A 23228-nucleotide genomic window follows, 5' to 3' on the forward strand; every position below is an offset into this window, starting at 1 on the left:
CCTGTACCCGGGTACAGGCTTACCGTGGCCACATGATGATTTCGCCTTCCTCTGATTGGGTGCCGGAGTCATGCACCTTGCCCACTGTCGAACAGCCTGTCCGGGTCGCGGAGTTCGATCGGTTCTTCGCCGAGTCGGTACGCGGCGCGCGCCGGCCCGCGCGCACGCGGCTGGATCTGCTGCTGAACGCCGACGCCGAACCGGTCGGCCGGGATCTCGCCGCCCGGGAATCGGTGTGCTGCTCGTTCTTCGCCTTCGGATTCGATGCCACCGATGCCGGGCCGGTGATGCACATCGAGGTTCCCGAGACCGGGATCGAGGTCCTCGACGCGCTCGCCACCCGGGTGGATGCCTCGATCGGCGGCCGGAGGTGACCGGCCTGCGCACCGGCGAGCTTGCCGCGGCGGCGGGAGTGAACGCCCAGACGTTGCGGTATTACGAGCGGCGCGGGCTGCTCGCCGAACCGCGGCGGTCCTCGGGTGGCCATCGACTGTATCCGGAGCAGTCGGTCACGCTGTTGCGAGTGATCAAAGCGGCCCAGCGGCTCGGGTTCACCCTCGACGAGGTCACCGAGCTGCTCACCGCCACCCGGTTCGGCCGCCGCCGCACCGATGCCGGGCTTCAGGCCCGCGCCGCGGCCAAGCTGGCCGAGATCGACGCGAAACTCGCCGAGCTGACCGCAGTGCGCGGCACCCTGCTCACCGCACTCGCGGCCGGATGTGACGACCTGATCGCCTGTAGTGAGAACCCCTGCTGCCCGGTCCCATTCGCCGCCACCGACAGAGACGTCACCGGTACAGGGACCGACGGTGACCGCTGAGGACACGGCGCCGGTGGGCGCGTTGATCCGCCTCGGGTGCTACCCCGTTCCGATCCTGATCACCGCCGGAGTCCTACGCGACGGAATCGCGACGCTCTCAGGCCTCGCGCCGTAGGGAGGACAATCCCCAGAGTTCGGCTATCCGACCGTCGCGGATCGTGAACATCTCCAGCATCATCGGTGGGTGCCGGTCGGGGATGCCGTGCACGCTGGTTCGTACGGCGACCCGATCGCCGTCGACGATCATGTCCTCGACGACGACGCGGACGTCGGGGAAGGCTTGATGGAAACGTTTCCATGCCAGGACGACGCTGCTCGGCCCGGTGGCTTCGAGCGGGTGGCTGTAGAAATCGTGGGTGAAGATCTCCTCGGTCGCCGTGTAGTCACGGGCGTTGAACGCCTCGTACATCCGTTGGGCGGCGGCCTTCTGGTCGACTGTCAAAACTGGTCCTTCGCGGTGGCGATCAAGGGTCGTGCGGTACCGGTACATCGCGTGCCGGTCTGATTCCGATCTCGGTGACGTCGACGGAAACGGTGATCGTGCTGTCCTTGGCGTCGGTGTAGATGATGCCGCGCAGCGGAGGGACGTCCGCGTAGTCCCGGCCCCAGGCGGCGGTGATGTAGCGCTCGTCGCCGAACTGGTCGTTGGTGGGGTCGAGGTCGAGCCAGTGGCCGGCGCGGTCGGGCCCCTGCGCGGCCGGCGTCCACACGGCCGCCCAGGCGTGCGTGGCGTCGGCGCCGACCATCCGCTCCTTGCCCGGCGGCGGATCGGTGGCCAGGTAGCCGGACACGTAACGGGCGGCGAGGCCGTGCGACCGCAGGCAGGCGACGGCGAGGCGGGCGAAGTCCTGACAGACGCCTGCGCGTGCGGCGAACACGTCGGCCACCCGAGTGGACACCGTCGTGGCGCCGGACCGGTAGGCGAAGTCGTCGTGGATACGCGTGTTCAGCTCGGCCACCGCGTCCAGCAGCGGCCTGCCCGGCGGGAAGGATTCGGCCGTGTACGCCGCGACCTCCGCAGTGATCTCCGGCGGGTGCAGGTCGAGGGCGAACTCCACGGCGAACGGTCCGTTCGCACCGGTCGGCCGCGCTTTTTCCCACGGTTCGGCGGCCGGGCCGCCATCCCGAAGGGGGGCGTCGAGTTCGACCAGCGATTCGCCGACGACGGTCAGCGCACGATGTTCGGTGGTGACGTGGAAGTAGGAGGTGATGTTGCCGTACACGTCCGCGCCCACCGACCGGTCCGAGGGAGCCGGGTCGATCCGGATGTCGTGGGACAGCAGTCGCTGACCGGGCAAATCACGCGGCGTCAGGTACGCGCGACCGTACGAATTGGTGACCTCCCCGGAGTACGAGTACTTGGTGCGATGCTCCACTTGATAGCGGCGCACCGCACCGCCCGGGCCGGTCATTCGACAACCTGCGCGCTACCCCACAGCGGCTGGATGCCGACCGGCAGCGACAGCGTCGTGGTCTCGAAGGATTCGGATACCTTGCGCAGACGCAAGTGCACTCCCTCCAGCAACTCCGCCAGCTCGGTGCGCCGGTCGTCGGAGTCGGTGACCTCCAAGTCGTCGGGGTCGAGGCGGCGCAGCATGCGGCGTGCGTCCGCGAGCAGCCGCTGCGGACGCGAGGACGCCGAAGCGCCTGGCAACGCGTGGAAATCGGCGTGCAACCGCTCCAGCTGGTAAGCCAGTGAGCGCGGGTTGGCCGTGTCGAACAGCAGGAGTTCGGCGACGTTCGACAGGCGCGTCGAATCCTGATGCCGCCTGCGGTAACTCACCGAGGACTCGGTGGCTCGCAACACCCAGTCCGTCACTTCTCGCTCGGCCTGCTCCGGATACCGCTTGGTCAGCGCGGCCGAGAGCAACGCGGTCATGGCGAGGCCGCGCTCGATGCGCTTGCCGATGTCCCTGACGTGCCATCCGGTGTCGCGGATCAGTGACTCTCCGTCGATCCCGGACAGCGCGAGCAGCCCGGCCAGGGTGCTCGAATGCACGTCCGACAACTCCGCCTCCAGGTCGTCCACCCCGGCCGGATAACCGGCCAGCGCGCGGTCGACCGCACCGAGGATCATCCACGTGTCCACCGACAACTGGTCGCGCACGGCGCGCGCGGCGTTGCCGTACCGGTCGATCGCGAAGGCCAGCGATCCGGGCAGCTCCCGGTCGATCGTCAGCGCGACGAGGTAGTCGTGACCGGCACGGGACGCGCCGGGCACCGGCGGCGCGCTGTTCTCCGCCGCGCTCGTCGTCTCGTCGCTGTCCGATCGCCGGGCAACGGCCTCCACGCCGGCCGCGACCGGATGCGCATCGGCACCGGCAACGGCTTCCTCGCGGGCGGTCCCTCCCGCACCGGTCAGTGCCGGAACGGGTCTCGGCTGCCCTTCGGCACGCACGGCCGATCCGGCCCCGGCGTGCGCCCGCTCGTCGCCGTATCGCGCGACTCCCCCGTCGACGGCGACGCCCGGCGCGAGCGTGCCGCGATCGGCCGAACTCTGCTGCGGCGCAAGGGCTCGCACTTCGGGGCCGAACAGTCCCTCGGTCGGGGCCGCGGTGGCGGTGACCCGGCCGAGGGCGGCCAGCAGGATCGGCATCGCCGCGGCGCCTTCCAACCAGGGGCGATAACGGAACTCCTGGTAGCGCTCGTGGGTGGCGATCAGCAGACGGGCGGCGTTCTCCGCGCGCTCGCCGTAACGGCCGATCCAGAACAGGTCGTTGAGCACGCGCGGTGAGCTGATCGCCGCCACGGCGGGGGCGGTGCGCCGTTCGCGCTCGCGGGGCGGCTCGGTGCTGATCGCGGCGGCGGGCAGCGGCGCGGCCCGTACCCAGATGTCCTTGGCGGCGACCTTGCGCGCGGCACGATCGGGCGTGCGCTGACGCAACTGGCCGAGACCACCGGACATCACGGTGTAGCCGCCCCGGTGGGCGAGCGAGAACAACCGCATGCCGACGGGAGCCGCGCCGAGGCCGCCGCGATCGCGGATGGCGGGCGTGACGGAGAACTGCGCCGGTTCCTGGCCCACCCACTGCCACCCGTGCGCATCGATCCTGGCCTCGAGCTCCGCGCGCTGATCCCGGCTCAGCTCGGGACCGAACACCGTGGCCCCGTCGACCGCGGAGCGGAGGATCAGCTCGTGCAGCTTCGCGATCAAGTGCTTGCGTTCCCGCTCGTGCCCACCCCAGTACGACGGCGCGCTCTCCAGCAGCAGGTCCTCGCCCAGCAGCGCGCGGGACAAGGCGGGCAGGAAACCGGCCAGCGCGGGATTCTCCAACAGCCCGCTGCCGAGCGTGTTCACCACCGTCACCGCGCCGCGCCGCAGTACCTCGACCAGTCCCACCACGCCCAGCCGCGAATCCGGCCGCAGATCGAGCGGATCGGAGAATTCGGCGTCCACCCGGCGCAACACCACGTCCACCCGCTTCAGCGTGCCCAGCGACCGCATCCACAGCGCGCCGTCGCGCACCACCAGATCGGCGCTCTCCACCAGCGGAAAACCGAGCGTGGAAGCGAGATACGCCTGATCGAACGCGGTCTCGGAGTGCACGCCGGGGCTGAGCACCACGACCACCGGCTCGTCGTCGTCGGTCGGCGCCGATTCGATCAGCATCAAGCGCATCGCCCTGGCGAATGGCGTCAGCGGACGCGGATTGGCGTGCTCGAACGATTCCGGGACAGCGGTCGAGACCACCCTGCGGTCCGCCAGTGCGTATCCGGCGCCCGCCGGCGCCTGCGTCCAGTCGGCGAGGGCCCGGAACCGGCCGTCGCTCCAACGGCTGATATCGCAGGCGTGCAGGAAGAGTTGGTGCCGCCCCGGCACGGTGATGCCGTGCGCGGCCCGGACGTAGCCGCGGTTGCCGAACACGGCCTCCGGCGCGAGCAGTCCCGAGCCGAGCGTCCTGCGCGGCCCGTAGATATCGGTGAGCACCTCGTCGAACACGCGGGAGCGCTGCTCCAACCCGGCCTCCAGCCGGGTCCAATCGTCGGCGGCGACCAGCAGGGGAATCGGATCGAGGCGCCACGGCGCCGGGGTTTCGGCCGCTGCACCCACCTCGAGGTAGGTGATGCCGTCGTCATCGATCAGCCTGCGCACCCGGCTGTCCAGCCTGCCGAGGCCGTCCCCGCCGAGTTCGGCGAAGTCGGCCGACAGCTCCGACCACATCCGGCGCACGTTGCCGTCCGCGTCGACCAGTTCGTCGTAGTAACCCGCGACCGGCGCGCCGCATTCGTCGTAGGCGGCGGTTTCGGCGCCCTCCGAGCGGTAGCGCGTGAACTGCTCGCGCACCGTGGCGCCGGTCGCGGTCTCCCGCCGCTCATCGCGCAACGTCACCGCGCCGACCTCGCTTCCGCGCCATCCGTACCAACGGTCGTCGAACGCTCCGGGCGGTCCGCGCCCGGCGGGCTGTGTGACTATTTTCGCATGTCGCGGCCCCGGCGCCGGGCGAACCGGCAGCCCGCGCGGCGTGGCCGCGCCTGCGCCGGACACGGCGACACACGGGCCGGGGTCCCACCGCGACCGCCGAGCCGGTGGTATCACCGAACCACGACAAAGATCTCGTCAGGAGGTCATATGCGTACACCAGGTTGTTCATCTTGCGAATCCGCGTTCGACCACTGCCATGGAACCCTGATCGTGCACGCGAGCCGGATCGCGGAATGCACCGACGAGCAGTGCCTCGAGCTCAGCCATGACCGGCACGCCTTCGTCCTCGATTGCCGAGACCTCGCGGGCGGCTGCCGGTGCACCGACGACGACACGGTCCGCCGCCGCGCCTGAACGGTTCCGTACCCTGGCCCGGTGAGCTATGACCACGTGTTGCTGCCGTCCGGTGTCGCGTCGTCGATCGCGGAGGTCGACGCCTACCTGAGCACCCAGCAGGGCGCCCCCGAGTCGGGGACGGTAGCGCGGATCGCGGCCGAACTGAACAGACGCAACGCGGAACTGCCCGAGGAGGACGGCTTTCTCAGCACCGCGCCGGTCGGCGGCGCGGCCACCGGCGCGGTGCTGCACGTGGCGTGTCCCTACGACGCGATCGGTTTCGTCCGCCACCTGCTGTTCGAACTGGCCACACCGCTGAACTACGCCGTCTACGACCCCCAGCTGGCCTGGCTGATCGATCCCGCCGGGCACGTCAGCGCCATGGTCACGCACGGTGGCGCGGGCGAGTTCCCGTACCTGACCGAAGCGCTTGTCCAGCAGTGGATCCCGGAGCTGAGCCCGCCCAACCCGTACCTCGTGGTCGAGCGCGGCGACCAGTTCTACATCCAGACCTACCGCGACAACTCCGGCGCGTACACCGTGGAATACCGGGACGGCGATCCCGACAGGCATTTCGGCACAACCGTCTCCGACCCGGCCACCGTGGCCGCCCTCATCTGGGGCTGGGCCAACGACGACCGCAGCCGTTTCCCCGGCCTACCCTGGTCTCGCGTCGATCTCTAGCACCGTCACTGGTTCTGGATGGCCAGCCGGCCGGCCAGCGCGAGGAACGAGACGCCGAAAACCCGCCGCGTCCAGGTGACGACGGCGGGCCGGGACACGACCTGGTCGCGGACGGCGGCCGCGCAGGCACCGTACACCGCGAAGACCGCGAAGGTCGCGAGCATGAAGATGCCGCTCAGCTCGAGCATGCGCGCGACCGCGTCCGGCGCGCCGCTGGGCACGAACTGCGGGAGGAACGCGAAGAAGAAGATGGTCAGCTTGGGGTTGAGCAGGTTCAGCAGCACCGCCGAGGTGATCACCTTCCGCGCCGAGGGCGCGGTGTGCCCGGTCCGTTCCGGCACGGCGAGCGCGCCTTTGTCCCGGAAGGTGCTCCAGGCCATGTACACCAGATAGGCGACGCCGAGGTACTTCAGCGTCTGGAACGCGACCGCGCCGGCGTTCAGCAGCGCGGCCAGACCCGTGATCGCCGCGATCAGGTGCGGGACGGTGCCGAGCGTGCAGCCGAAAGCCGCGATCGCCGCGGCCCTTACGCCCCTGGACAGTCCGGCCGCGAGCGTGAACAGCACGCCGGTTCCGGGGGTGGCGACGATGACGAGCGTCGTCAGCAAGAATTCGATGCTCATCTCCGACACGGTAACCCATGCCGGGCGGCGCGCAATCCCGCTCGGGAGAGGCGTTCGCGCCTGCTACAGCGCGCGCCGCCCGGACAGCGCGCGGCCGAGGGTCAGTTCGTCGGCGAATTCGAGGTCGCCGCCCATCGGCAGGCCCGAGGCCAGCCTGGTCACGCTCAGGCCGGGGAAGTCGCGCAGCATCCGGACCAGATAGGTGGCCGTGGCCTCGCCCTCGGTGTTCGGATCGGTCGCGATGATCACCTCGCTGACGTCGACGCCGTCCTCCTGGTTTCCGATGCGCGCCAGCAACTCCCGGATGCGCAGCTGGTCGGGGCCGATGCCGCTGAGCGGATCGAGCGCGCCGCCGAGCACGTGGTAGCGACCGCGGAACTCCCGGGTGCGCTCGATCGCCTGCACGTCCTTGGGTTCCTCGACCACGCAGATCATCGTCCGGTCCCGGCGCGGGTCGGCGCAGATACGGCACAGCTCGCCGTCGGAGACCGTCCCGCACGTCACGCAGAACTGCACACCGTCGCGCACCTTCTGCAGCGCGGCCTGCAACCGATCGATCTCCGGCGGCTCCACCCCGAGCAGGTGAAAGGCGATGCGCTGGGCGCTCTTCGGACCGACGCCGGGCAGCTTGCCCAATTCGTCGATCAGATCCTGGACCGGACCCTCGTACAACTGCTACCCCGGCTCAGAAACCGGGCAGCGAACCGCCGCCGAGCCCGCCGGACAGCGGTCCGAGCCGTTCCGCGGCGACGCGCTGCGCGTTGGCCATCGCGTCGTTGACCGCGCCGATGACCAGGTCCTGCAAAGTCTCGACGTCGTCGGGGTCCACGGCCTTCGGGTCGATGGTCAGCGACACCACCTCGCCGCTGGCCTTGATGGTGACCCGGACCAGGCCGCCGCCCGCCTCGCCTTCCACCTCGGTCGCCGCGATCTCTTCCTGGGCTTCCATCACCGCCTGCTGCATCTGCTGCGCCTGGGCGAGCAACTGTTGCATATCGAACTGGCCACCTGGCTGCACGGGAGGGTCCTCTCTGGAGAAGGTGTCACCGGCCAGCCTAGTCCTGCCGCACCGTGTCCCCGGCGCGGCCCGACGGGTCCGATGTCGCGGCGCATGGTGGATAACAGGTTGGGTAGTTCCGGTGGAGACCGACCGAGCGCGCCTTACCATCGACACCGAGTCGGGGTCGGTGTGCAAATCTGGAGACAAAGATGATCGCAGTTCGTGCACGTTTCCTGAGCACCCTGGTGCTCACGCTTGGTGTTCCAAGCATCTTTCTCGGCGCTACGGCGCCAACGGCGTCCGCGGACACCGAGATCATCGATGCGACCGAGGTGATCGATGCCCAAGAGGTCATCGATGCCGAAACCACCCCGGCGGTCGCGGACTACGGTGACGGTTGCGTTCTCTATCCCGACGACAAGGCCGCGACACTCGATTCGCTGCGCTTCCGGTGCTCGGCGCAGCAGCAGGACGCGATCTTCCGCGCCGCGCCGCTCGGCGACGTTCCCTCCGGCGTGAAGTCGGGCTGGGTCACTCGTCCACCGGTCATGCAAGCCGTCGCGCCCCCGCTGTGGATCGGCAAGACCTTCTACACCGGCCCGGACGGCGGCTACCTGATGAACCGCCTCACCGGTGCGGGCATCGAGGGCTGGCGCGCCGACGTCTACGCGGCCCCCGCACTGACCGACGGGCAGCCTGCCTGGGCACTGAACTACGCACCCTCACCGACGCCGCCGGTCTACGACGAGATCCGGGAGGTCACCCCGGGTGTGTGGTTCGGCTATTCGTGGTGGCGCGGCGCGTTCCAGACCACCCTGCTGCTGACCTTCGCGCTCGCCTGAACACCGGGTGTCGTTGACCCTCCCGTCGGTGGAGGGTGTTGGCTGGTGCCATGACGGCAACCGTCCCCATCGGGGAGTTCTCCAGGCTGAGCAATCTCAGCGTGAAGACGTTGCGCTACTACCACGAGATCGGCCTACTGGCTCCGGTCGACGTGGACGCCGGTTCGGGCTATCGGCGGTACGCGACGGCGCAGGTCACGCAGGCACAGTTGATCCGGCGGCTGCGCGAGCTGGACATGCCGGTCCCGGAGATCCGCGCCGTCCTCGCCGCGCCGGATGACGACGCCCGTGACGCCACGCTGCGCGCGCATCTGGAGCGCATGGAGGCGGAGCTGATCCGTACCCGTGCGGTCGTGGCGTCGTTGCGCTCGCTGTTGACGCCCGCACCCCCGATCACCGTGGAGTATCGCGTGGTTCCGGCGTTCCCGGCCGCGGCGATCGGCGCGACGGTGGCGCGCGAACACATCGACCAGTGGTGCGCGTCGACGTTCCCGGCGTTGTACGAGGCGCTGGCCGCCGCGGGTATCGCACCCGCGGGGGTCGGCGGCGCCACCTACGGCACCGATTTCTTCGAACAGGACGAGGGCGCGGTCGTGGCGTTCGTCCCGGTCGCCGACGCCGATATCGTCTTGCCCCCAGGCCTTTCGGCGATCGAGTTACCCACGCGCCGATTCGCCGTCACCGTGCACGAGGGCCCGTTCGAGGATTTCGACCGCACCTACGGCGCGCTGGGCAGTCATGTCGCCGAACACGATGTCGCGTTGCCCGAACCGATCCGCGAGTTGTACCTGCTCGGACCGGATGTGTCCGACGATCCCGCCGCCTACCGCACCGAAGTGTGCTGGCCCATCGCCCAACCGTGAACAAGGAGACATCCATGACGCTCTCTATCGCCCATGTCACCATCGACTGCGAGAACGCGGGCGCGCTCGCCGAATTCTGGTCGCGATTGCTGGACACGCCCGTCGATCCCGGCCCCACCCCGGAGTTCGCCACCGTCGGCCGGACCACGGGCGCCGCGACCGCGCTGATGTTCCTCCGGGTGCCCGACAAGAACCCCGGAAAGAACGTGATCCACCTCGACCTGCTCGCCTCCGACCGGGACGAAGTCGGACGCGCGATCGGCCTCGGCGCGAAGCACGTCGGCGACTTCGACGAGTGGGGCATGAAGTGGACGACGCTGGCCGATCCCGAGGGGAACCTCTTCGACATCGCGGCCGAGTAGGCCGCTCGACATCGCGACGACGGCCCGACGGACCGTCGTCGCGTCCGTCCGATCAGGCCAGTTCGCGCTGCAGGTTCCCGAGCACCTCGGCCTGGATCTTCTTCAGGCCGAGCGGCGCGAAGATGCCTTCGAAGATGCCCGCGATACCGCCCGCGCCTTTCCAGGTGGTGCGCAGCGTGACCCGCGCTCCCGTGCCCTCCGGCGTGACGGTCCAGGTGTTCACCAGCGTCGAATTCGAGTCGCGCTCGGTGACAATGGAATCGGATACCGAGACGACCGCGTGCACGTTACGCGAGCGCTTCTCGGTGGCCTGCAACGTCCACTCCGCGACGGTGCCCGCGCCCTTGCCGCCTTCGACCACCTTGTAGTCGCGGTAGTGCGACGAGAGAATGCGCGGACGCACCGTGTCGTAGTCGGCGATGGCCTCCAGCGCGCGCTGCGGATCCGCCTGCACGTCGATCGAACTACTGGCGCTGACCTGTCCCACAATGAGCTCCTTGTCCGGATGCGGTGTCTCGACCGATCTCCATCCTGCACTGTCGGCGCCGGAGGAAAGCGCCGAGGGTGCCGCGAACTACTCCAGACAATTCGGTATTCCATTTCGCAACATATGCGTGACATTTCTCCGCCACCATGCCCGCGCGGTGGCCCCGCCGTTTGGTCCGTACTAGCGTCGAGGGGTGGCAGTGAGTCTGTTGGGGAAGGCCGGACACGCACCGGCCGCACGCGAATCAGGATTTGCCGCGCATCGAGCGGGCGTTGACCGTCTTTTGGCGAGCTACCGCGCGATACCCGAGCACGCCAACGTCCGGTTGGCGAAGAAAACGTCGAACCTATTCCGCGCCAGGGCGAAGAACCCCGCGCCTGGTCTCGACGTCTCCGGACTGACCCGGGTCATCGCCGTCGACCCGGTCGCCAAGACCGCCGATGTCGCGGGCATGACCACCTACGAGGAGCTGGTCGCCGCCACCCTCCCGTACGGGCTCGCGCCGCTGGTCGTTCCCCAGCTCAAGACGATCACGCTGGGCGGCGCGGTCACCGGCCTCGGCATCGAGTCCACGTCCTTCCGCAGCGGCCTGCCGCACGAGTCGGTGCTGGAGATGGACGTGCTCACCGGCGCGGGCGAGATCCTCACCGCCACGCCCCACAACGAGCACGCCGATCTGTTCCGCGGATTCCCGAACTCCTACGGCACGCTGGGCTACACGGTGCGGTTGAAGATCGAGCTGGAAGAGGTGCGGCCGTACGTCGCGCTGCGACACGTGCGTTTCCGGGACCTGCGCGAACTGGAGGCGGCCCTCGCGACGATCGTGACGGACCGCGCCTTCGACGGTGAGCCCGTCGACTATCTCGACGGCGTCGTCTTCTCCGCCGAGGAGAGCTACCTGACGCTGGGCCGCCGCACCGACGAGCCAGGCCCGGTCAGCGACTACACCGGTATGGACATCTACTACCGGTCCATCCAGCACGACGGCGACACGCCCAAGCGCGACCGCCTGACCATCCACGACTACCTGTGGCGCTGGGACACCGACTGGTTCTGGTGCTCGCGCGCCTTCGGCGCACAGCACCCTAGGATCCGCCGAATCTGGCCGAAACGCTACCGGCGCAGCAGCTTCTACTGGAAGCTCGTGGCGCTGGATCACAAGTACGCCATCGCGGACAAGCTGGAGGCGCGCAAGGGCAATCCCCCACGCGAGCGGGTCGTGCAGGACATCGAGGTGCCGGTGGACCGCACCGCCGACTTCGTGGAATGGTTTCTGCGCGAGATCCCGATCGAGCCGATCTGGCTGTGCCCACTGCGTTTGCGCGAGAGCGGCGACCCGGATGGGCCGGGCGGACGCACCTGGCCGCTGTACCCGCTGGAGCCGGACCGGACCTATGTGAATGTCGGATTCTGGTCGGCCGTGCCCACCACCCCCGGGCAGCGAGAGGGCGCGGCCAACCGCGCGATCGAGCGCACGGTGACCGAGTTCGACGGTCATAAGTCGCTGTACTCGGATTCCTTCTACGACAAGGATGAGTTCGCGGCGCTCTACGGCGGAAACACCTATACCGAACTGAAGAAACGCTACGACCCGGACCAGCGCCTGCTGGATTTGTATTCGAAGGCGGTGCAACGCAGATGACGACATTCAAGGACCGTTCCGATGTCTTCGCCGATCTCGGGACCAAGCTCAGCATTGCCGAGATCTTCGAGACCCTCGTCGAGGGCGAAGTCCCGATCCGCCTGACGGCCTACGACGGCAGCGCGACCGGACCGCAGGATTCGGAGTTCGGCCTGGACATCCGGACCCCGCGCGGCATCAACTATCTGGCGACGGCCCCGGGCGACCTGGGCATGGCCCGCGCCTACATTTCCGGCGACATGACCGCGACCGGCGTGCACCCGGGTGATCCGTACGAGATCCTGAAGGCGCTGGACGGGTTGAAGTTCCGCCGTCCGTCCGCGCTGGCACTGGTGACCATCGCGCGCTCGCTGGGCTGGGAGCGGCTCAAGCCGGTCGCCCCGCCGCCGCAGGAGACCCTGCCGCGCTGGCGTCGGATCGCCTTCGAGGGCCTGCGCCACTCCAAGACCCGCGACGCCGAAGCGATCCACCACCATTACGACGTCTCGAACGCCTTCTACGAGTACGTGCTCGGCCCGTCGATGACCTACACCTGCGCGGTCTACGGCGACGAGAACTGGACGCTCGAGCAGGCACAGGAGAACAAGTACCGCTTGGTGTTCGAGAAGCTCCGGTTGAAGGAGGGCGACCGGCTGCTCGACATCGGCTGCGGCTGGGGCGGCATGGTGCGCTATGCCGCCAAGCGCGGCGTGAAGGTGATCGGCGCGACGCTCTCGGCCGAGCAGGCGGACTGGGCGCAGAAGAAGATCGCCGAGGAAGGCCTGGCCGACCTGGCGGAGGTGCGCCATTCCGACTACCGCGATGTGCCGGAGGGCGAGTTCGACGCGGTGTCCTCGATCGGCCTCACCGAGCACATCGGTGTGCACAACTACCCGTTCTACTTCGACTTCATCAAGAGCAAGCTGCGCGACGGCGGCCTGTTCCTGAATCACTGCATCACCCGCCCGGACAACACCCGCACCACCAAGGCGGGCGATTTCATCGACCGCTACGTGTTCCCGGACGGCGAGCTGATCGGCTCCGGGCGGATCATCTCGGAGATCCAGAACATCGGGCTCGAGGTGCTGCACGAGGAGAACCTGCGCGAGCACTACGCGCTGACCCTGCACGAATGGTGCAAGAACCTGGTCGCCAACTGGGACGCCTGCGTGGCCGAGGTCGGCGAGGGCACCGCGAAGGTGTGGGGCCTGTACATGGCGGGTTGCCGGCTGGGCTTCCAGCGCAACGTGGTTCAGCTGCACCAGGTGCTGGGGGTCAAGCTCCCCGCCGACGGCGACTGGACCGTGCCGCTGCGCCCGTGGTGGCAGCCGTAGTCCGGTTAGTTCAGTAGGCCTGACTGCCCGCCTCGTTCAGGAGTTCATCCAGGAACGGGGCGGGCAGTTCGATGTCACCGACCTGGGCCGAGGCGGGCAGGTCGGCGCGCAGCACGCGCAGGATGCCGACCACGCCGGGGCCCGCGTCCAGCAGCGGCCTGGTCCAGCCGAGGCCTGCGCAGGTGGTGACCGCGGGCAGCAGCAGGTTGGTGGCCTCGCCGACCCAGCCTGCGGTGGCCAGACATTCGGCCAGGAGCAGCGCCGCGTCCAATTGGGCGCGCGGACGGTGCTTTTGCAGAGTGTGGTCGTAGAGCGCGCGGGCGCGGCGAACGGCCCGGTCGTCGGAGCCGGGCCGGTGTTCGGCGAGCAGCGCGCGGATCGCGGCGAGTTCCTCCGCCTCGGCGGTGAGCAGGGCTGCGCCGGTCAGCCGATGCCCCATCTGCAGCGGCGTGGACTCGCTGAGATCGGTGTAGCGGCGCTCCCCCGCCTCCAGCGGCAGCCCGAGGCGCAGCCGTTCGGCGCGGATGTGCGCGGCCAGGCGCGCCAAGCGGTTGTCAGCGGCGATGCGCGCGCCCTCGTCCAGCCGCGTGGCCGCGGTGAACAGATCACCGCCGACCGCCTTGACCCGCGCGCCGACGACGAAGGTGGAGATCAGGAAGTCCACCGGCCCCACCCGGGTGACCAGCTCGTGGCTTTCGTCCAGCAGCCGGTCGGCGGTCTCCAGATCACCCCGGCGATAACTCGTTTCGCCGAGCAGAGCGGCGGCCACGCGCACCGCGTGCGAGCGCGGTCCGGAGCGCTCGCGCGCGGACTCCCACGCCTGCTGGAAACAGCGGGTGGCGGTGGCGACGTCGAGTTGCTCGTAGGCGGCCGCTCCCTGGCCACAGCGGCCGAATACCAGGCCCAGCGGGTCTTTCGAGTCCCTGTGATAGTCCTCGGCCCATTCCTGGATCTTCCTGGCGCCCTCGAAGTCGAATCCGCACAGGCGCACGAACGTCGTGAGGTTCGCCGCGGTCGACACCGTCCACGCCGGTAGATCGTCCGGCTCCTGCAAGCAGTCCGCGACCCGATCCAGCACGCCCTCGGTGTGGTCGCGCGCGATCTGGTCCGAAGCGGCGAGCACCGCCGCCTGGCAGCGCTGCACGCGCACATCCGCGTCACCGGTGGAGCCGCGGGCCAGGATGTTGGACAGCCTGCCCAGCGCGTTGCGCGCCGCGCCGGACTGCTGCAAGTTGACATTCGCCCTGGCCACCGCCATCAGCAACTTCGAGCGCGAGGCCACCTGCTGCATCGGCAGTTTCGACACGCTGCCCAGCAGGGTGGCGAGCCGGGATCCGTCGATCAGGTCCATCCCGCCGCCCTCGAGCAGGTCCAGCGCCATCTTCAGATCGGTCGCGGCCAATGCGTGGTCGACCGACTTGCGCAGCAGCTGGTGCTCGGCGTACCAGCGCGAAGCCTTGCGGTGCAGCGACTTCGACTTCCCAGGGTGAACGCGATCGAGCCGGGTACGCAGATGCTCGGCGAACAGCGGTTGCATCCGGAACCACTCCGGGTCGTGCTCGATGCGCCGCAGGAACAGCTCCCGTTGCTCGGCCTGCTCGAGCAGCTGTTCGGCGTCCGGTTCACCGGACAGCGCCGCGGCGAGCGAGCCGCAGATCCGCTCGGTCACCGCGATCGACATCAGGAACTCGAGCATCTTGGGTTCCAAGGTGTCCAGCACGTTCTCGGCGAGGTATTCGCGGATGCCGTGGTTGCCCTCCGACAGTGTGGCGATCAGCTGAGCGGGGTCGGCGTTGCCGCGCAGGGACAGTCCGACCAGTTGGATGGCCGCGGGCCAGCCGTCGGTGGCGGTGTGGATCTCGGTCACCTGCTCGGGGGTCAGGTCGAATCCGTTGCGCTCGACGAGGATCTGCCTGGTCTCCGCCTCGGTCAGGCGCAACGCGGCCGAGCCGATCTCGACCAGTTCGTCGTGCACCCGCATCCGGCTCGTCGGCAGGCCGGATTGCTCTCGGCTGGTCACGACGAAACGCAGGTGGTGGCAGCCGTTGTCCAGTAGGGCTTCCATCGCCCGGTGCGCGCCCGCGTCGGTGATCCGCTGCCAGTCCTCGACGATCACCACGACCGTCTTGCCCGCGGCGTGGATCTCGTCGATGAGCGTGGGAATCACGAACGCGGCGGCGTCGGCGGGCCGCTCCTCGAGCACCTGGTCCAGACCGGCGCCGACGTCCGGATGCACCCGGCGGATCGCCTGGATCAGGTGGGCGAGCAGCCAGATCTCGTTGTCGTCGTCGCGGTCGATGCCGATCCAGGCGACGGCGGCAGAGCCATCGGTGAGTTCGGCGCGCCACTGCGCGGCCAGTGTGCTCTTGCCGAACCCCGCGGGCGCGTGGATCACCGCGAGTCTGCGCCGTCCGCCCCCGCGCAGGGTGTCCAGCAGACGCGGCCGCGGTATCGGGTCTCGCGTGGGCGTGGGCGGACGGAATTTGGTCACGGCCGTCGGCGGTGCCGTCGTCGAGGTCGCCGAATGCTGCGAGACAGCGGGCCGCAACGTCAACGGCCAGCTGCGTCGCGCGGTGACCGCGGGTCGGGAACCGGTCCACGCCACGGTCGGTATGCCCACCGCGGTCGGAATCGTCGGTTCCGGCTCCGGCATGGTGTCCAGCAGCGCCATCTCGTCGGGCAGCTGGCCATGGCCGCGCTGCACCTCGCGCAGCATCTCGCCGAACTCGTAAGCGCTGGCCGGGCGATCTCGCGGACTCGGAGCCATCGCGTGTTCGATGACGGTGGCCACATCCGGCGGAATGTCCTGTTCGCGCAGGTCCGGCACGGGCTGGGTGGTGATGCGCAAGAACTGCGCCACCACCCGCTCCCCCGCCTGCCGCTCGAAGGCCGCGTGCCCAGTGAGCAAGGCGAACAGCGTCGAGCCGAGGCCGTAGACGTCGGAACGGATGGTCGGCTCGTCGCCTTTGAGGACCTCCGGCGCGGTGAACGCGGGCGAGCCGGTGATCATGCTGCTGGACGTGCGGAACCCGCCCGGGATGCGGGCGATGCCGAAATCCGTCAGCTGCGGTTCGCCGTAGCCGCTGAGCAGGACGTTGGCCGGTTTCACGTCACGGTGCAGGATCCGGGCGCGGTGTGCGCTCTCGATGGCGCCCGCCAGCTTGACCCCGGCTCGCAGCGAGTCCGCCCAGGTCAGCGGGCCCTGATCGCGGATGAGCTGCTCCAGCGACCCATGGGTGCAGTACGGCATGACGATGAGCGGCATGCCGGTCGCCGTCACGTCCACCTGGAGGATGTCGACGATATTCGGGTGGCCGGACAGCCTGCCCATGGCTTGTTCCTCACGCAGGAACCGCTCCCGGCTCTCCTGGTCGATCTCCGAGGAGAGCACTTTTACCGCGACAACCCGATCCAGCGCGGTCTGCACGCAGCGATACACCACGCCGAATCCGCCCCGGCCGATCTCCACCGCACCGGACAGGCCCATCGCCTCCAACTCGTCGGCGATGTCGATGGGCGCCTCCCGCCGCGTGTCCGTCTCGGCCGCAGTCGATTCGGGGCGCACCCGGCCCGAACGCGTCTGTGGATTCATGTGATCACCTCGAACTCACATCGAATCGGCGACCAAACTCCGCGCCGACCCCGGACGCCGTGTCCGATATGTCTGCGCATACTCCAACGTAGCGCGGCCCGGTATCAGGCGGGTGACGTTTCCGAACAGGACGACTCGTGCCGCCGATCCGTGCGTTCCGCGCAGCTCAGCGCTCCGGTCGGGGCTCGATGTCCGGCGCGAAATGGGCTCTCGCGCTCACCTTTGCAGGTGCCGCCTCGGCTCGTGACCGCCGCGACGTCTGGTCCACCCGGACGTATACCCGAGCATGAGCCGGCCAACCGGGTCCATGAGCTATCCGCCGTGGATCGGTCAGCGCTGCTCGGCGGGACGTGTCGCCGGAGTGATCCAGAAGGTCATGCGCTCCATGAGCTTCCTGCGTTTGGTGTTCTGAAAAGCGGCGATGCGCCATCGGCCGTCCCTGCGGACCACGGTGTAGGTCTGGATCTTGGCCGGCGCCTGCTTCGGCGAGCCCTTGTAGGTGTCGCCACGGCTGGTGACCACGGCGACGTCCGGACCGTAGTGACGAATGTCCAGCACCTCGTCGGCCAGCCGGGTGCCCTTCAGGACGCCCGCGAACAAGGCCCGGTGCGAAGCCACGATGTCCGCGCGCCCACGGTAATGGGTGCCGAGGTAACTGGTGTAGGTGGCATCGTCGGTGAAGACCTCGCCGTAGGCGTCGGCGTCTCCCCGCCCCCAGGCGTCTGTCAACTCGGCGAGAACGGCCAGGATGCCGCGCCGGTCGGTGCTCTCGTCGCCACTCATGATGGTGCCTCCATGATAGATTACTTCTTATGAGAGCTTTCTTCGTGAAAGAAGTCTCTTCGTGTAAGAAGAAATTAACGGATGGAGAGATCTCGTGTCAACACCCGAGACCGCGCCGCATGGCCTTCGACCGGACGCCCATGAGGTCTACCGGCGCTATCTGAGCGCGGTCATGCTGCACGGCCAAGCCGGGGCGCGGGCGGTCGATCTGGGCGCCACCGACCTCTACGCGCTCAACATCCTGGGACTGGCCGGACCGATGACGCCGGGCGAACTCGGCGCTCGCAGCGGCCTGACCACCGGCCCGACCACCCGGCTGATCGACCGGCTGGAGGAGGCAGGCTACGTCCGCCGCGCGCCGGTCCCGGGCGATCGGCGCAAGGTGATCGTCGAACTGGTCGGCAAGCCCGCTGATCTGGACGAGGTCCTCGCCCCGGCGCGGCGGCGCATCGGCGAGATCATCGGCGGCTATTCACCCGAACAGCGCGAAGTGCTCTTCGACTACTTCGCGCGGGCCGCCGCCGCGTACCAGGCCGCCGCCGAGGAGTTGCGTCCCACGGATTAGGCGACGGCGAGGACGACGACCTGGGTGATCTGGCGGCTGTCGAAATTGTCGTCGCTGACCAGGACCAGGGTTCGTTCGCCGGAAGGCAGCCGGGGACCCCACGTCATACCCTCCACGTTGTCGACGGCGGTGAGTCCGACGTCGTCGAGGTCCACCAGCAGCCGCTTGGCCGCCGGGCGCGCGGCGCCGAGCGGAGCGTCGAGGATGTCGGTCGCGCCGCTCAGGTCGGCCTCGTAGACGCGGATCTTGTTGGCCGTGCCCGGGGAGAAAGACCGTTCCAGCACAAGAAGTTTCGTGGGGTCGAGCGGATCGGCGGCGAGGACGGACGCGATCCCGGTGCCGCCGCGGCCCGGTTCGGGCCGCGACTCGGCGAAGACGGGCTCCATCGGATACGCGTACTGGGCGAGCGGCGATCCGGATCTGGCCTGGACGGTGATGCGCGCCAGCGCCGCACTGGTCGTGGTCGGCGGCGGTCCGTCCGGCAGCAGCGGCCCTTCCGTCGCGGTCGCGAACAATGCGCCGGCGGCGAGGAAGGTCGCTGCCTCCAGCGCCTGGTTCTGCCTCGGACCGGAGCCGGGACGCATCCGTTCGTTCTCCGGAATCGGCAGCTCACCGGCATAGGAGCCGTCCTGGTGCGCGATCCGCACCGATGGGTCGGCCAGTAGGTCGCCGTCGCGTTCGCCTTCTTGCGTCCAGTAGTAGTCGCCGGTCCACGGATCGACCCGGATCTCCTCCGGGTCCACCGACATCGGCGGGTAGGCAGCGCCCGTCGCGGTCAGCAGCGGCCGGGTGCCGGTGATCGTCACCGGTCCGACGCCGCGCTCGCCGACCTCGATGCGCGCGGTGTAGTACCGCGCGGGGTTCTTGCTCGACCGATCGTCGCTGATCAGCACGAATTCACCCGTGCGTGCCGAGTAATCGATACCGGACAGGCCGCCCACGGTGGTGCCCTCGAAGTCCAGGCCCGACGCGATCACCTGCTCGCCGAGCAAGCGCACCGAGGGCGCGGGCTCGGCGCCCGCCACCGGCGCCGATGCGAGGACGAGGGCACAACTGGCGATCAGAACATGGCGACTACGTCTCGGCACGGCTGCCAACCTATCCGGCCGGAAGGACGCGAACGTGCACGGGCTGGGAAACGACGGAAGCCCGCCACCGCGAAAAGCGGTGACGGGCTTCGCCGCCCGCGTTCCGCGAGACTACTTGCGCAGCGAGGCCGGGACCTCGAAGCGCTCGCCGTAGTTCTTGGCGAGGTAGTCGGCGCGTTCCACGAAGGCCTCCTGGCCACCCGGGTAACCGACGATGAACTGGTGCACACCACCGGTCCAGGCCGGGAAGCCGATGCCGAAGATCGAGCCGATGTTGGCGTCGGCGGTGGAGGTGAGCACGCCCTCGTCGAAGCACTTCTGGGTCTCGATCGCCTCCGCGAACAGCATGCGGTCGATCAGATCCTGCAGCGGGACGTCGAAGCCCGCCGAGGTCTTGAAGTGCTCGCGCAGGCCGCCCCACAGACCGGTACGCTTGCCGTTCTCGTCGTACTCGTAGAAGCCGGCCTTCTCCAGGCGACCCGGACGACCCTCGGACACCATGTAGTCGATGACATCCTGCGCCGGGTGCCGCTTGACGCCCAGGGTGGTGTCGCCCGCTTGCGCGGCTTCCAGGGTCTCCTTGGCGATCTTCTGCATGAGCTTCATGTTCAGCTCGTCCGACAGCTGCAGCGGCGCGGCCGGGTAGCCCGCCTGCAGACCGGCCTGCTCGATGGTGGCGGGCTCGATGCCCTCCTTGAGCATGGCGATCGCCTCGTTGACGAAGGTGCCGATCACGCGCGAGGTGAAGAAGCCGCGGCTGTCGTTGACGACGATCGGGGTCTTCTTGATCGCGAGGGTGTAGTCGAACACCCGGGCCAGCGCCTCGTCCGAGGTCTTCTCACCCTTGATGATCTCCACCAGCGGCATCTTGTCGACCGGCGAGAAGAAGTGGATGCCGATGAAGTCCTCCTGGCGCTTCACGCCGGTCGCCAGACCGGTGATCGGCAGGGTGGAGGTGTTCGAGCCGAGCAGCGCGTCGGGGGTGACGATGTCCTCGATCTCCTGGAACACCTTGTGCTTGAGCTCGGTGTTCTCGAAGACGGCCTCGATGACGAAGTCGACGCCCGCGAAGTCGGCCGGGTCCGCGGTCGGCTTGATCCGGTCCAGCAGCGCCTTGGACTTCTCCTCGGTGGTCTTGCCCCGGGACAGCGCCTTGGCCTCGATCTTCTCGGAGTAGTTCTTGCCGCGCTCGGCCGCCTCGATCGAGACGTCCTTCAGCACGACCTCGTAGCCCGCCTTGGCGGAGACGTACGCGATGCCCGCGCCCATCATGCCCGCGCCGAGCACGCCGACCTTCTTGATCTCCTTCTTCGGCACGTCCTTCGGACGCGAACCGCCGTTGTTGATCGTCTGCAGGTCGAAGAAGAACGCCTGGATCATGTTCTTCGCGACCGGGCCGGTGAGCAGGTGCACGAAGTAGCGGGACTCGATCAGCGACGCGTTGTCGATGTCGACCTGCGAGCCCTCGACCGCGGCCGACATGATGGCGCGCGGCGCGGGCATGTTCGCGCCCTTGATCTGCTTGCGCAGGTTCGCCGGAAAGGCGGGCAGGTTCGCCGCGAACGCGGGCGAGGACGGGGTGCCGCCGGGGATCTTGAAGCCCTTCTTGTCCCAGGGCTGCACGCCGCCCTCGGGGTTGGCCTTGATCCACGCCTTGGCGGCGGGGACCAGCTCCTCGATCGAGCCGACCAGCTCGTCGACCAGGCCGATCTCCTTGGCCTTGGCCGGCTTGTTGCGCTGACCCTGCAGCAGCACCTGCATCAGGGCGTTCTGCAGGCCCAGCATGCGCACGGTGCGGATGATGCCGCCGCCCGCGGGCAGCAGGCCGAGAGTGGCCTCCGGCAGACCGATCTGCGAACCCGGCACGTCCGCCGCGATGCGGTGGTGGGTGGCCAGCGCGATCTCCAGGCCGCCGCCCAGCGCCGCGCCGTTGATGGCGGCGACGACCGGCTTGCCCAGCTGCTCCAGGCGACGCAGGGCGCTCTTGATCTCGCCGAGCTCCTCCATCAGCGCCTGGGCGTCGTCCGGGCCGACCTTCATCATGTTCTTCAGGTCGCCGCCGGCGAAGAAGGTCTTCTTCGCGGAGGTCAGGACGACACCGGTGATGTTGTCCTTCTCCGCCTCCAGCCGGTCGACGGTGGCGGTCATCGACTTCTTGTACAGCTCGTTCATGGTGTTGGCGCCCTGGTTCGGGTCGTCCATCGTCAGTACGACGATGCCGTCCGAATCCTGCTCCCAACCGATCATGTTGGTTTCGCTCACAGCTCTGTGTCTCCTAGGTGAATTAGCGGCGTTCGCGGCCCTACGTGGTTACGCAGGCTGCCGCCTCCGGGCCTGACGCTCACGCCGCCGCAAATCTTCAGCTGTCGGTTGGGGCTCAGACCCGCTCGATGATGGTCGCCACGCCCATGCCGCCACCGATGCACAGGGTGACCAGCGCGTAACGGCCGTTGCGGCGCTCCAGTTCGTCGACCATGGTGCCGGTGATCATCGCGCCGGTCGCGCCCAGCGGGTGGCCCATCGCGATCGCGCCGCCGTTGACGTTCAGCTTCTCGTCCGGGATGTTCAGATCCTTCTGGAACTTCAGCACCACGGAGGCGAACGCCTCGTTGATCTCGACCAGGTCGATGTCGTCGAGGGTCAGGCCCGCCTTGGCCAGCACCTTCTTGGCGGCCGGGGTCGGTCCGGTGAGCATGATGGTGGAGTCGGCGCCGCTGGTGGCGGTCGCGACGACGCGCGCACGCGGGGTCAGACCGGAGGCCTTGCCCGCCTCTTCCGAACCGATCAGCACGAGCGCGGCGCCGTCGACGATGCCGGAGCTGTTGCCGCCGTGGTGCACGTGGTTGATCTTCTCGACGAAGTGGTACTTCTGCAGCGCCACCGCGTCGAAGCCACCCATCTCACCGATCACGGCGAAGGACGGCTGCAGCTTGGCCAGGTCCTCGGCGGTGGTGCCGGGGCGCATGTGCTCGTCCTTGTCCAGCACGACGATGCCGTTCTGGTCCTTGACCGGGACGATCGACTTGGCGAAGTAACCGCCGGTGGTGGCCTTGGCGGCCAGCTCCTGCGAGCGCACCGCGTAGGCGTCGACATCGTCGCGGCTGAAGCCCTCGATGGTGGCGATCAGGTCGGCGGAGACGCCCTGCGGGACGAAGTAGGTGTCGTAGTTGGTGGCCGGGTCCAGCGCCCAGGCGCCGCCGTCGGAGCCCATCGGCACGCGCGACATGGACTCGACGCCACCGGCGAGGACCAGGTCGTCGAAGCCGGAGCGGACCTTCTGGGCCGCCAGGTTGACCGCCTCGAGGCCGGACGCGCAGAAGCGGTTGAGCTGGAACCCGCCGACGGTGTCGGGCAGGCCGGCCACGGTGACCGCGGTACGGGCGATGTCCGCACCCTGGTCGCCGACCGGCGCGACCACGCCGAGGATCAGGTCGGAGATCCGGTCCTCGTCGAGGTTCGGGAAGCGGCCGCGCAGCTCCTGGATCAGACCAACAGTCAGGTCGATCGGCTTGACCGAGTGCAGCGAGCCGTTCTTCTTGCCACGGCCACGCGGAGTGCGGATGGCCTCGTAAATGTAGGCCTCTGTGGTCATATCGGAGTGTTCCTTCCTCAATGTGCGGCGGCCGGACGTTCGTCCGTCCGAGCGCTTTTGTGCGGTCGACCGGAACGTTCGTCCGTCCGAGCGCTTCTGTGCGACCGGGCCGGACATACGTCCGTCCGAGCGCTTTTGTGCGGTCGACCGGAACGTTCGTCCGTCCGAGCGCTTCTGTGCGACCGGGCCGGACATACGTCCGTCCGAGCGCTT

Annotated in this window: 22 protein-coding genes; 10 read left to right on the forward strand and 12 right to left on the reverse strand. The window is 68.7% G+C overall.

Going from position 1 to position 23228, the window contains the following annotated elements; all coding sequences use genetic code 11:
* Positions 1–77: 77 nt before the first annotated feature.
* On the forward strand, positions 78–374 hold the full coding sequence (locus ACZ6DL_RS34000) for a hypothetical protein (protein WP_466057350.1): 297 nt from the start codon (positions 78–80) through the stop codon (positions 372–374).
* A complete protein-coding gene (locus ACZ6DL_RS34005) occupies positions 371–820 on the forward strand; it encodes a MerR family transcriptional regulator (protein ID WP_466057352.1) in 450 nt (149 codons plus the stop codon). Before ACZ6DL_RS34000 ends, ACZ6DL_RS34005 begins: the two co-directional genes overlap by 4 nt.
* Positions 821–917: 97 nt before the next feature.
* Here ACZ6DL_RS34005 and ACZ6DL_RS34010 read toward each other — a convergent pair whose 3' ends face one another.
* From ACZ6DL_RS34010 to ACZ6DL_RS34020, 3 genes are read right to left on the reverse strand one after another with little or no spacing between them, the layout of a single operon-like run.
* Positions 918–1262 (reverse strand): ester cyclase, encoded by a 345-nt coding sequence (locus tag ACZ6DL_RS34010; protein ID WP_466057354.1) that lies wholly within the window; start codon positions 1260–1262, stop codon positions 918–920.
* 22 nt (positions 1263–1284) lie between these two features.
* Positions 1285–2232 carry a transglutaminase family protein gene (locus tag ACZ6DL_RS34015; RefSeq protein ID WP_466057356.1) on the reverse strand — a complete coding sequence of 316 codons (948 nt, stop codon included), beginning with the start codon at positions 2230–2232 and terminating at the stop codon, positions 1285–1287.
* Complete coding sequence (locus ACZ6DL_RS34020) at positions 2229–5144, reverse strand: circularly permuted type 2 ATP-grasp protein (protein WP_466057412.1); 2916 nt, start codon at positions 5142–5144, stop codon at positions 2229–2231. The genes ACZ6DL_RS34015 and ACZ6DL_RS34020 overlap by 4 nt, the downstream gene beginning before the upstream one ends.
* Positions 5145–5390: 246 nt before the next feature.
* On the opposite strand from ACZ6DL_RS34020, the gene ACZ6DL_RS34025 reads away from it, so the two are divergent.
* Positions 5391–5597, forward strand: coding sequence for a hypothetical protein (locus ACZ6DL_RS34025; protein WP_391471623.1), 207 nt, complete (start codon positions 5391–5393; stop codon positions 5595–5597).
* Between the two features lie 21 nt (positions 5598–5618).
* Positions 5619–6263, forward strand: a complete 645-nt coding sequence (locus tag ACZ6DL_RS34030) for a hypothetical protein (protein WP_466057358.1) — start codon at positions 5619–5621, stop codon at positions 6261–6263.
* A gap of 5 nt (positions 6264–6268) precedes the next feature.
* On the opposite strand, the gene ACZ6DL_RS34035 is transcribed toward ACZ6DL_RS34030, so the two are convergent.
* The 3 genes from ACZ6DL_RS34035 to ACZ6DL_RS34045 form a co-directional block, all read right to left on the reverse strand.
* On the reverse strand, positions 6269–6886 hold the full coding sequence (locus tag ACZ6DL_RS34035) for a LysE family translocator (protein ID WP_466057360.1): 618 nt from the start codon (positions 6884–6886) through the stop codon (positions 6269–6271).
* A gap of 63 nt (positions 6887–6949) precedes the next feature.
* A complete protein-coding gene (gene recR / locus ACZ6DL_RS34040; RefSeq protein ID WP_040864415.1) occupies positions 6950–7558 on the reverse strand; it encodes a recombination mediator RecR in 609 nt (202 codons plus the stop codon).
* Positions 7559–7571: 13 nt separating this feature from the next.
* Entirely contained in the window at positions 7572–7904 is a 333-nt protein-coding gene (locus ACZ6DL_RS34045) for a YbaB/EbfC family nucleoid-associated protein (protein WP_062972321.1), read from the reverse strand.
* A gap of 191 nt (positions 7905–8095) precedes the next feature.
* Here ACZ6DL_RS34045 and ACZ6DL_RS34050 point away from each other — a divergent pair, with 191 nt between their 5' ends.
* From ACZ6DL_RS34050 to ACZ6DL_RS34060, 3 genes are read left to right on the forward strand one after another with little or no spacing between them, the layout of a single operon-like run.
* Positions 8096–8728 carry a hypothetical protein gene (locus tag ACZ6DL_RS34050; RefSeq protein WP_466057363.1) on the forward strand — a complete coding sequence of 211 codons (633 nt, stop codon included), beginning with the start codon at positions 8096–8098 and terminating at the stop codon, positions 8726–8728.
* A gap of 50 nt (positions 8729–8778) precedes the next feature.
* Entirely contained in the window at positions 8779–9591 is an 813-nt protein-coding gene (locus ACZ6DL_RS34055) for a MerR family transcriptional regulator (protein WP_466057365.1), read from the forward strand.
* 14 nt (positions 9592–9605) lie between these two features.
* A complete protein-coding gene (locus ACZ6DL_RS34060) occupies positions 9606–9953 on the forward strand; it encodes a VOC family protein (protein WP_466057367.1) in 348 nt (115 codons plus the stop codon).
* Positions 9954–10005: 52 nt separating this feature from the next.
* Here ACZ6DL_RS34060 and ACZ6DL_RS34065 read toward each other — a convergent pair whose 3' ends face one another.
* Positions 10006–10440, reverse strand: coding sequence for an SRPBCC family protein (locus tag ACZ6DL_RS34065; RefSeq protein ID WP_040864411.1), 435 nt, complete (start codon positions 10438–10440; stop codon positions 10006–10008).
* A gap of 199 nt (positions 10441–10639) precedes the next feature.
* Between ACZ6DL_RS34065 and ACZ6DL_RS34070 the strand changes: the two genes are divergently transcribed.
* The gene (locus ACZ6DL_RS34070) at positions 10640–12082 is read left to right on the forward strand and encodes an FAD-binding oxidoreductase (protein WP_466057414.1); all 1443 of its coding nucleotides are present in this window, start codon (positions 10640–10642) and stop codon (positions 12080–12082) included.
* Positions 12079–13395 (forward strand): class I SAM-dependent methyltransferase, encoded by a 1317-nt coding sequence (locus ACZ6DL_RS34075; RefSeq protein WP_466057369.1) that lies wholly within the window; start codon positions 12079–12081, stop codon positions 13393–13395. Before ACZ6DL_RS34070 ends, ACZ6DL_RS34075 begins: the two co-directional genes overlap by 4 nt.
* Positions 13396–13405: 10 nt before the next feature.
* Here the strand turns inward: ACZ6DL_RS34075 and ACZ6DL_RS34080 are convergent, their stop codons facing one another.
* Positions 13406–16987, reverse strand: coding sequence for a protein kinase domain-containing protein (locus ACZ6DL_RS34080; RefSeq protein ID WP_466057371.1), 3582 nt, complete (start codon positions 16985–16987; stop codon positions 13406–13408).
* A 330-nt stretch (positions 16988–17317) separates the two neighbouring features.
* Complete coding sequence (locus tag ACZ6DL_RS34085) at positions 17318–17770, reverse strand: SgcJ/EcaC family oxidoreductase (protein ID WP_466057373.1); 453 nt, start codon at positions 17768–17770, stop codon at positions 17318–17320.
* A 94-nt stretch (positions 17771–17864) separates the two neighbouring features.
* On the opposite strand from ACZ6DL_RS34085, the gene ACZ6DL_RS34090 reads away from it, so the two are divergent.
* Positions 17865–18335: a MarR family winged helix-turn-helix transcriptional regulator gene (locus ACZ6DL_RS34090; RefSeq protein WP_393240633.1), complete on the forward strand. Its 471-nt coding sequence runs from the start codon at positions 17865–17867 to the stop codon at positions 18333–18335.
* On the opposite strand, the gene ACZ6DL_RS34095 is transcribed toward ACZ6DL_RS34090, so the two are convergent.
* The 3 genes from ACZ6DL_RS34095 to ACZ6DL_RS34105 all read right to left on the reverse strand — a co-directional run bounded on the left by ACZ6DL_RS34095 (position 18332) and on the right by ACZ6DL_RS34105 (position 23015).
* Positions 18332–19423: an esterase-like activity of phytase family protein gene (locus ACZ6DL_RS34095; RefSeq protein WP_466057375.1), complete on the reverse strand. Its 1092-nt coding sequence runs from the start codon at positions 19421–19423 to the stop codon at positions 18332–18334. The two genes, ACZ6DL_RS34090 and ACZ6DL_RS34095, sit on opposite strands and share 4 nt — an antisense overlap.
* Before the next feature lie 111 nt (positions 19424–19534).
* The gene (locus ACZ6DL_RS34100) at positions 19535–21685 is read right to left on the reverse strand and encodes a 3-hydroxyacyl-CoA dehydrogenase NAD-binding domain-containing protein (protein ID WP_466057377.1); all 2151 of its coding nucleotides are present in this window, start codon (positions 21683–21685) and stop codon (positions 19535–19537) included.
* Between the two features lie 115 nt (positions 21686–21800).
* Entirely contained in the window at positions 21801–23015 is a 1215-nt protein-coding gene (locus ACZ6DL_RS34105; RefSeq protein WP_040864405.1) for an acetyl-CoA C-acetyltransferase, read from the reverse strand.
* Positions 23016–23228 lie beyond the last annotated feature (213 nt).

It is taken from the genome of Nocardia sp. NPDC041819 (assembly GCF_055590505.1).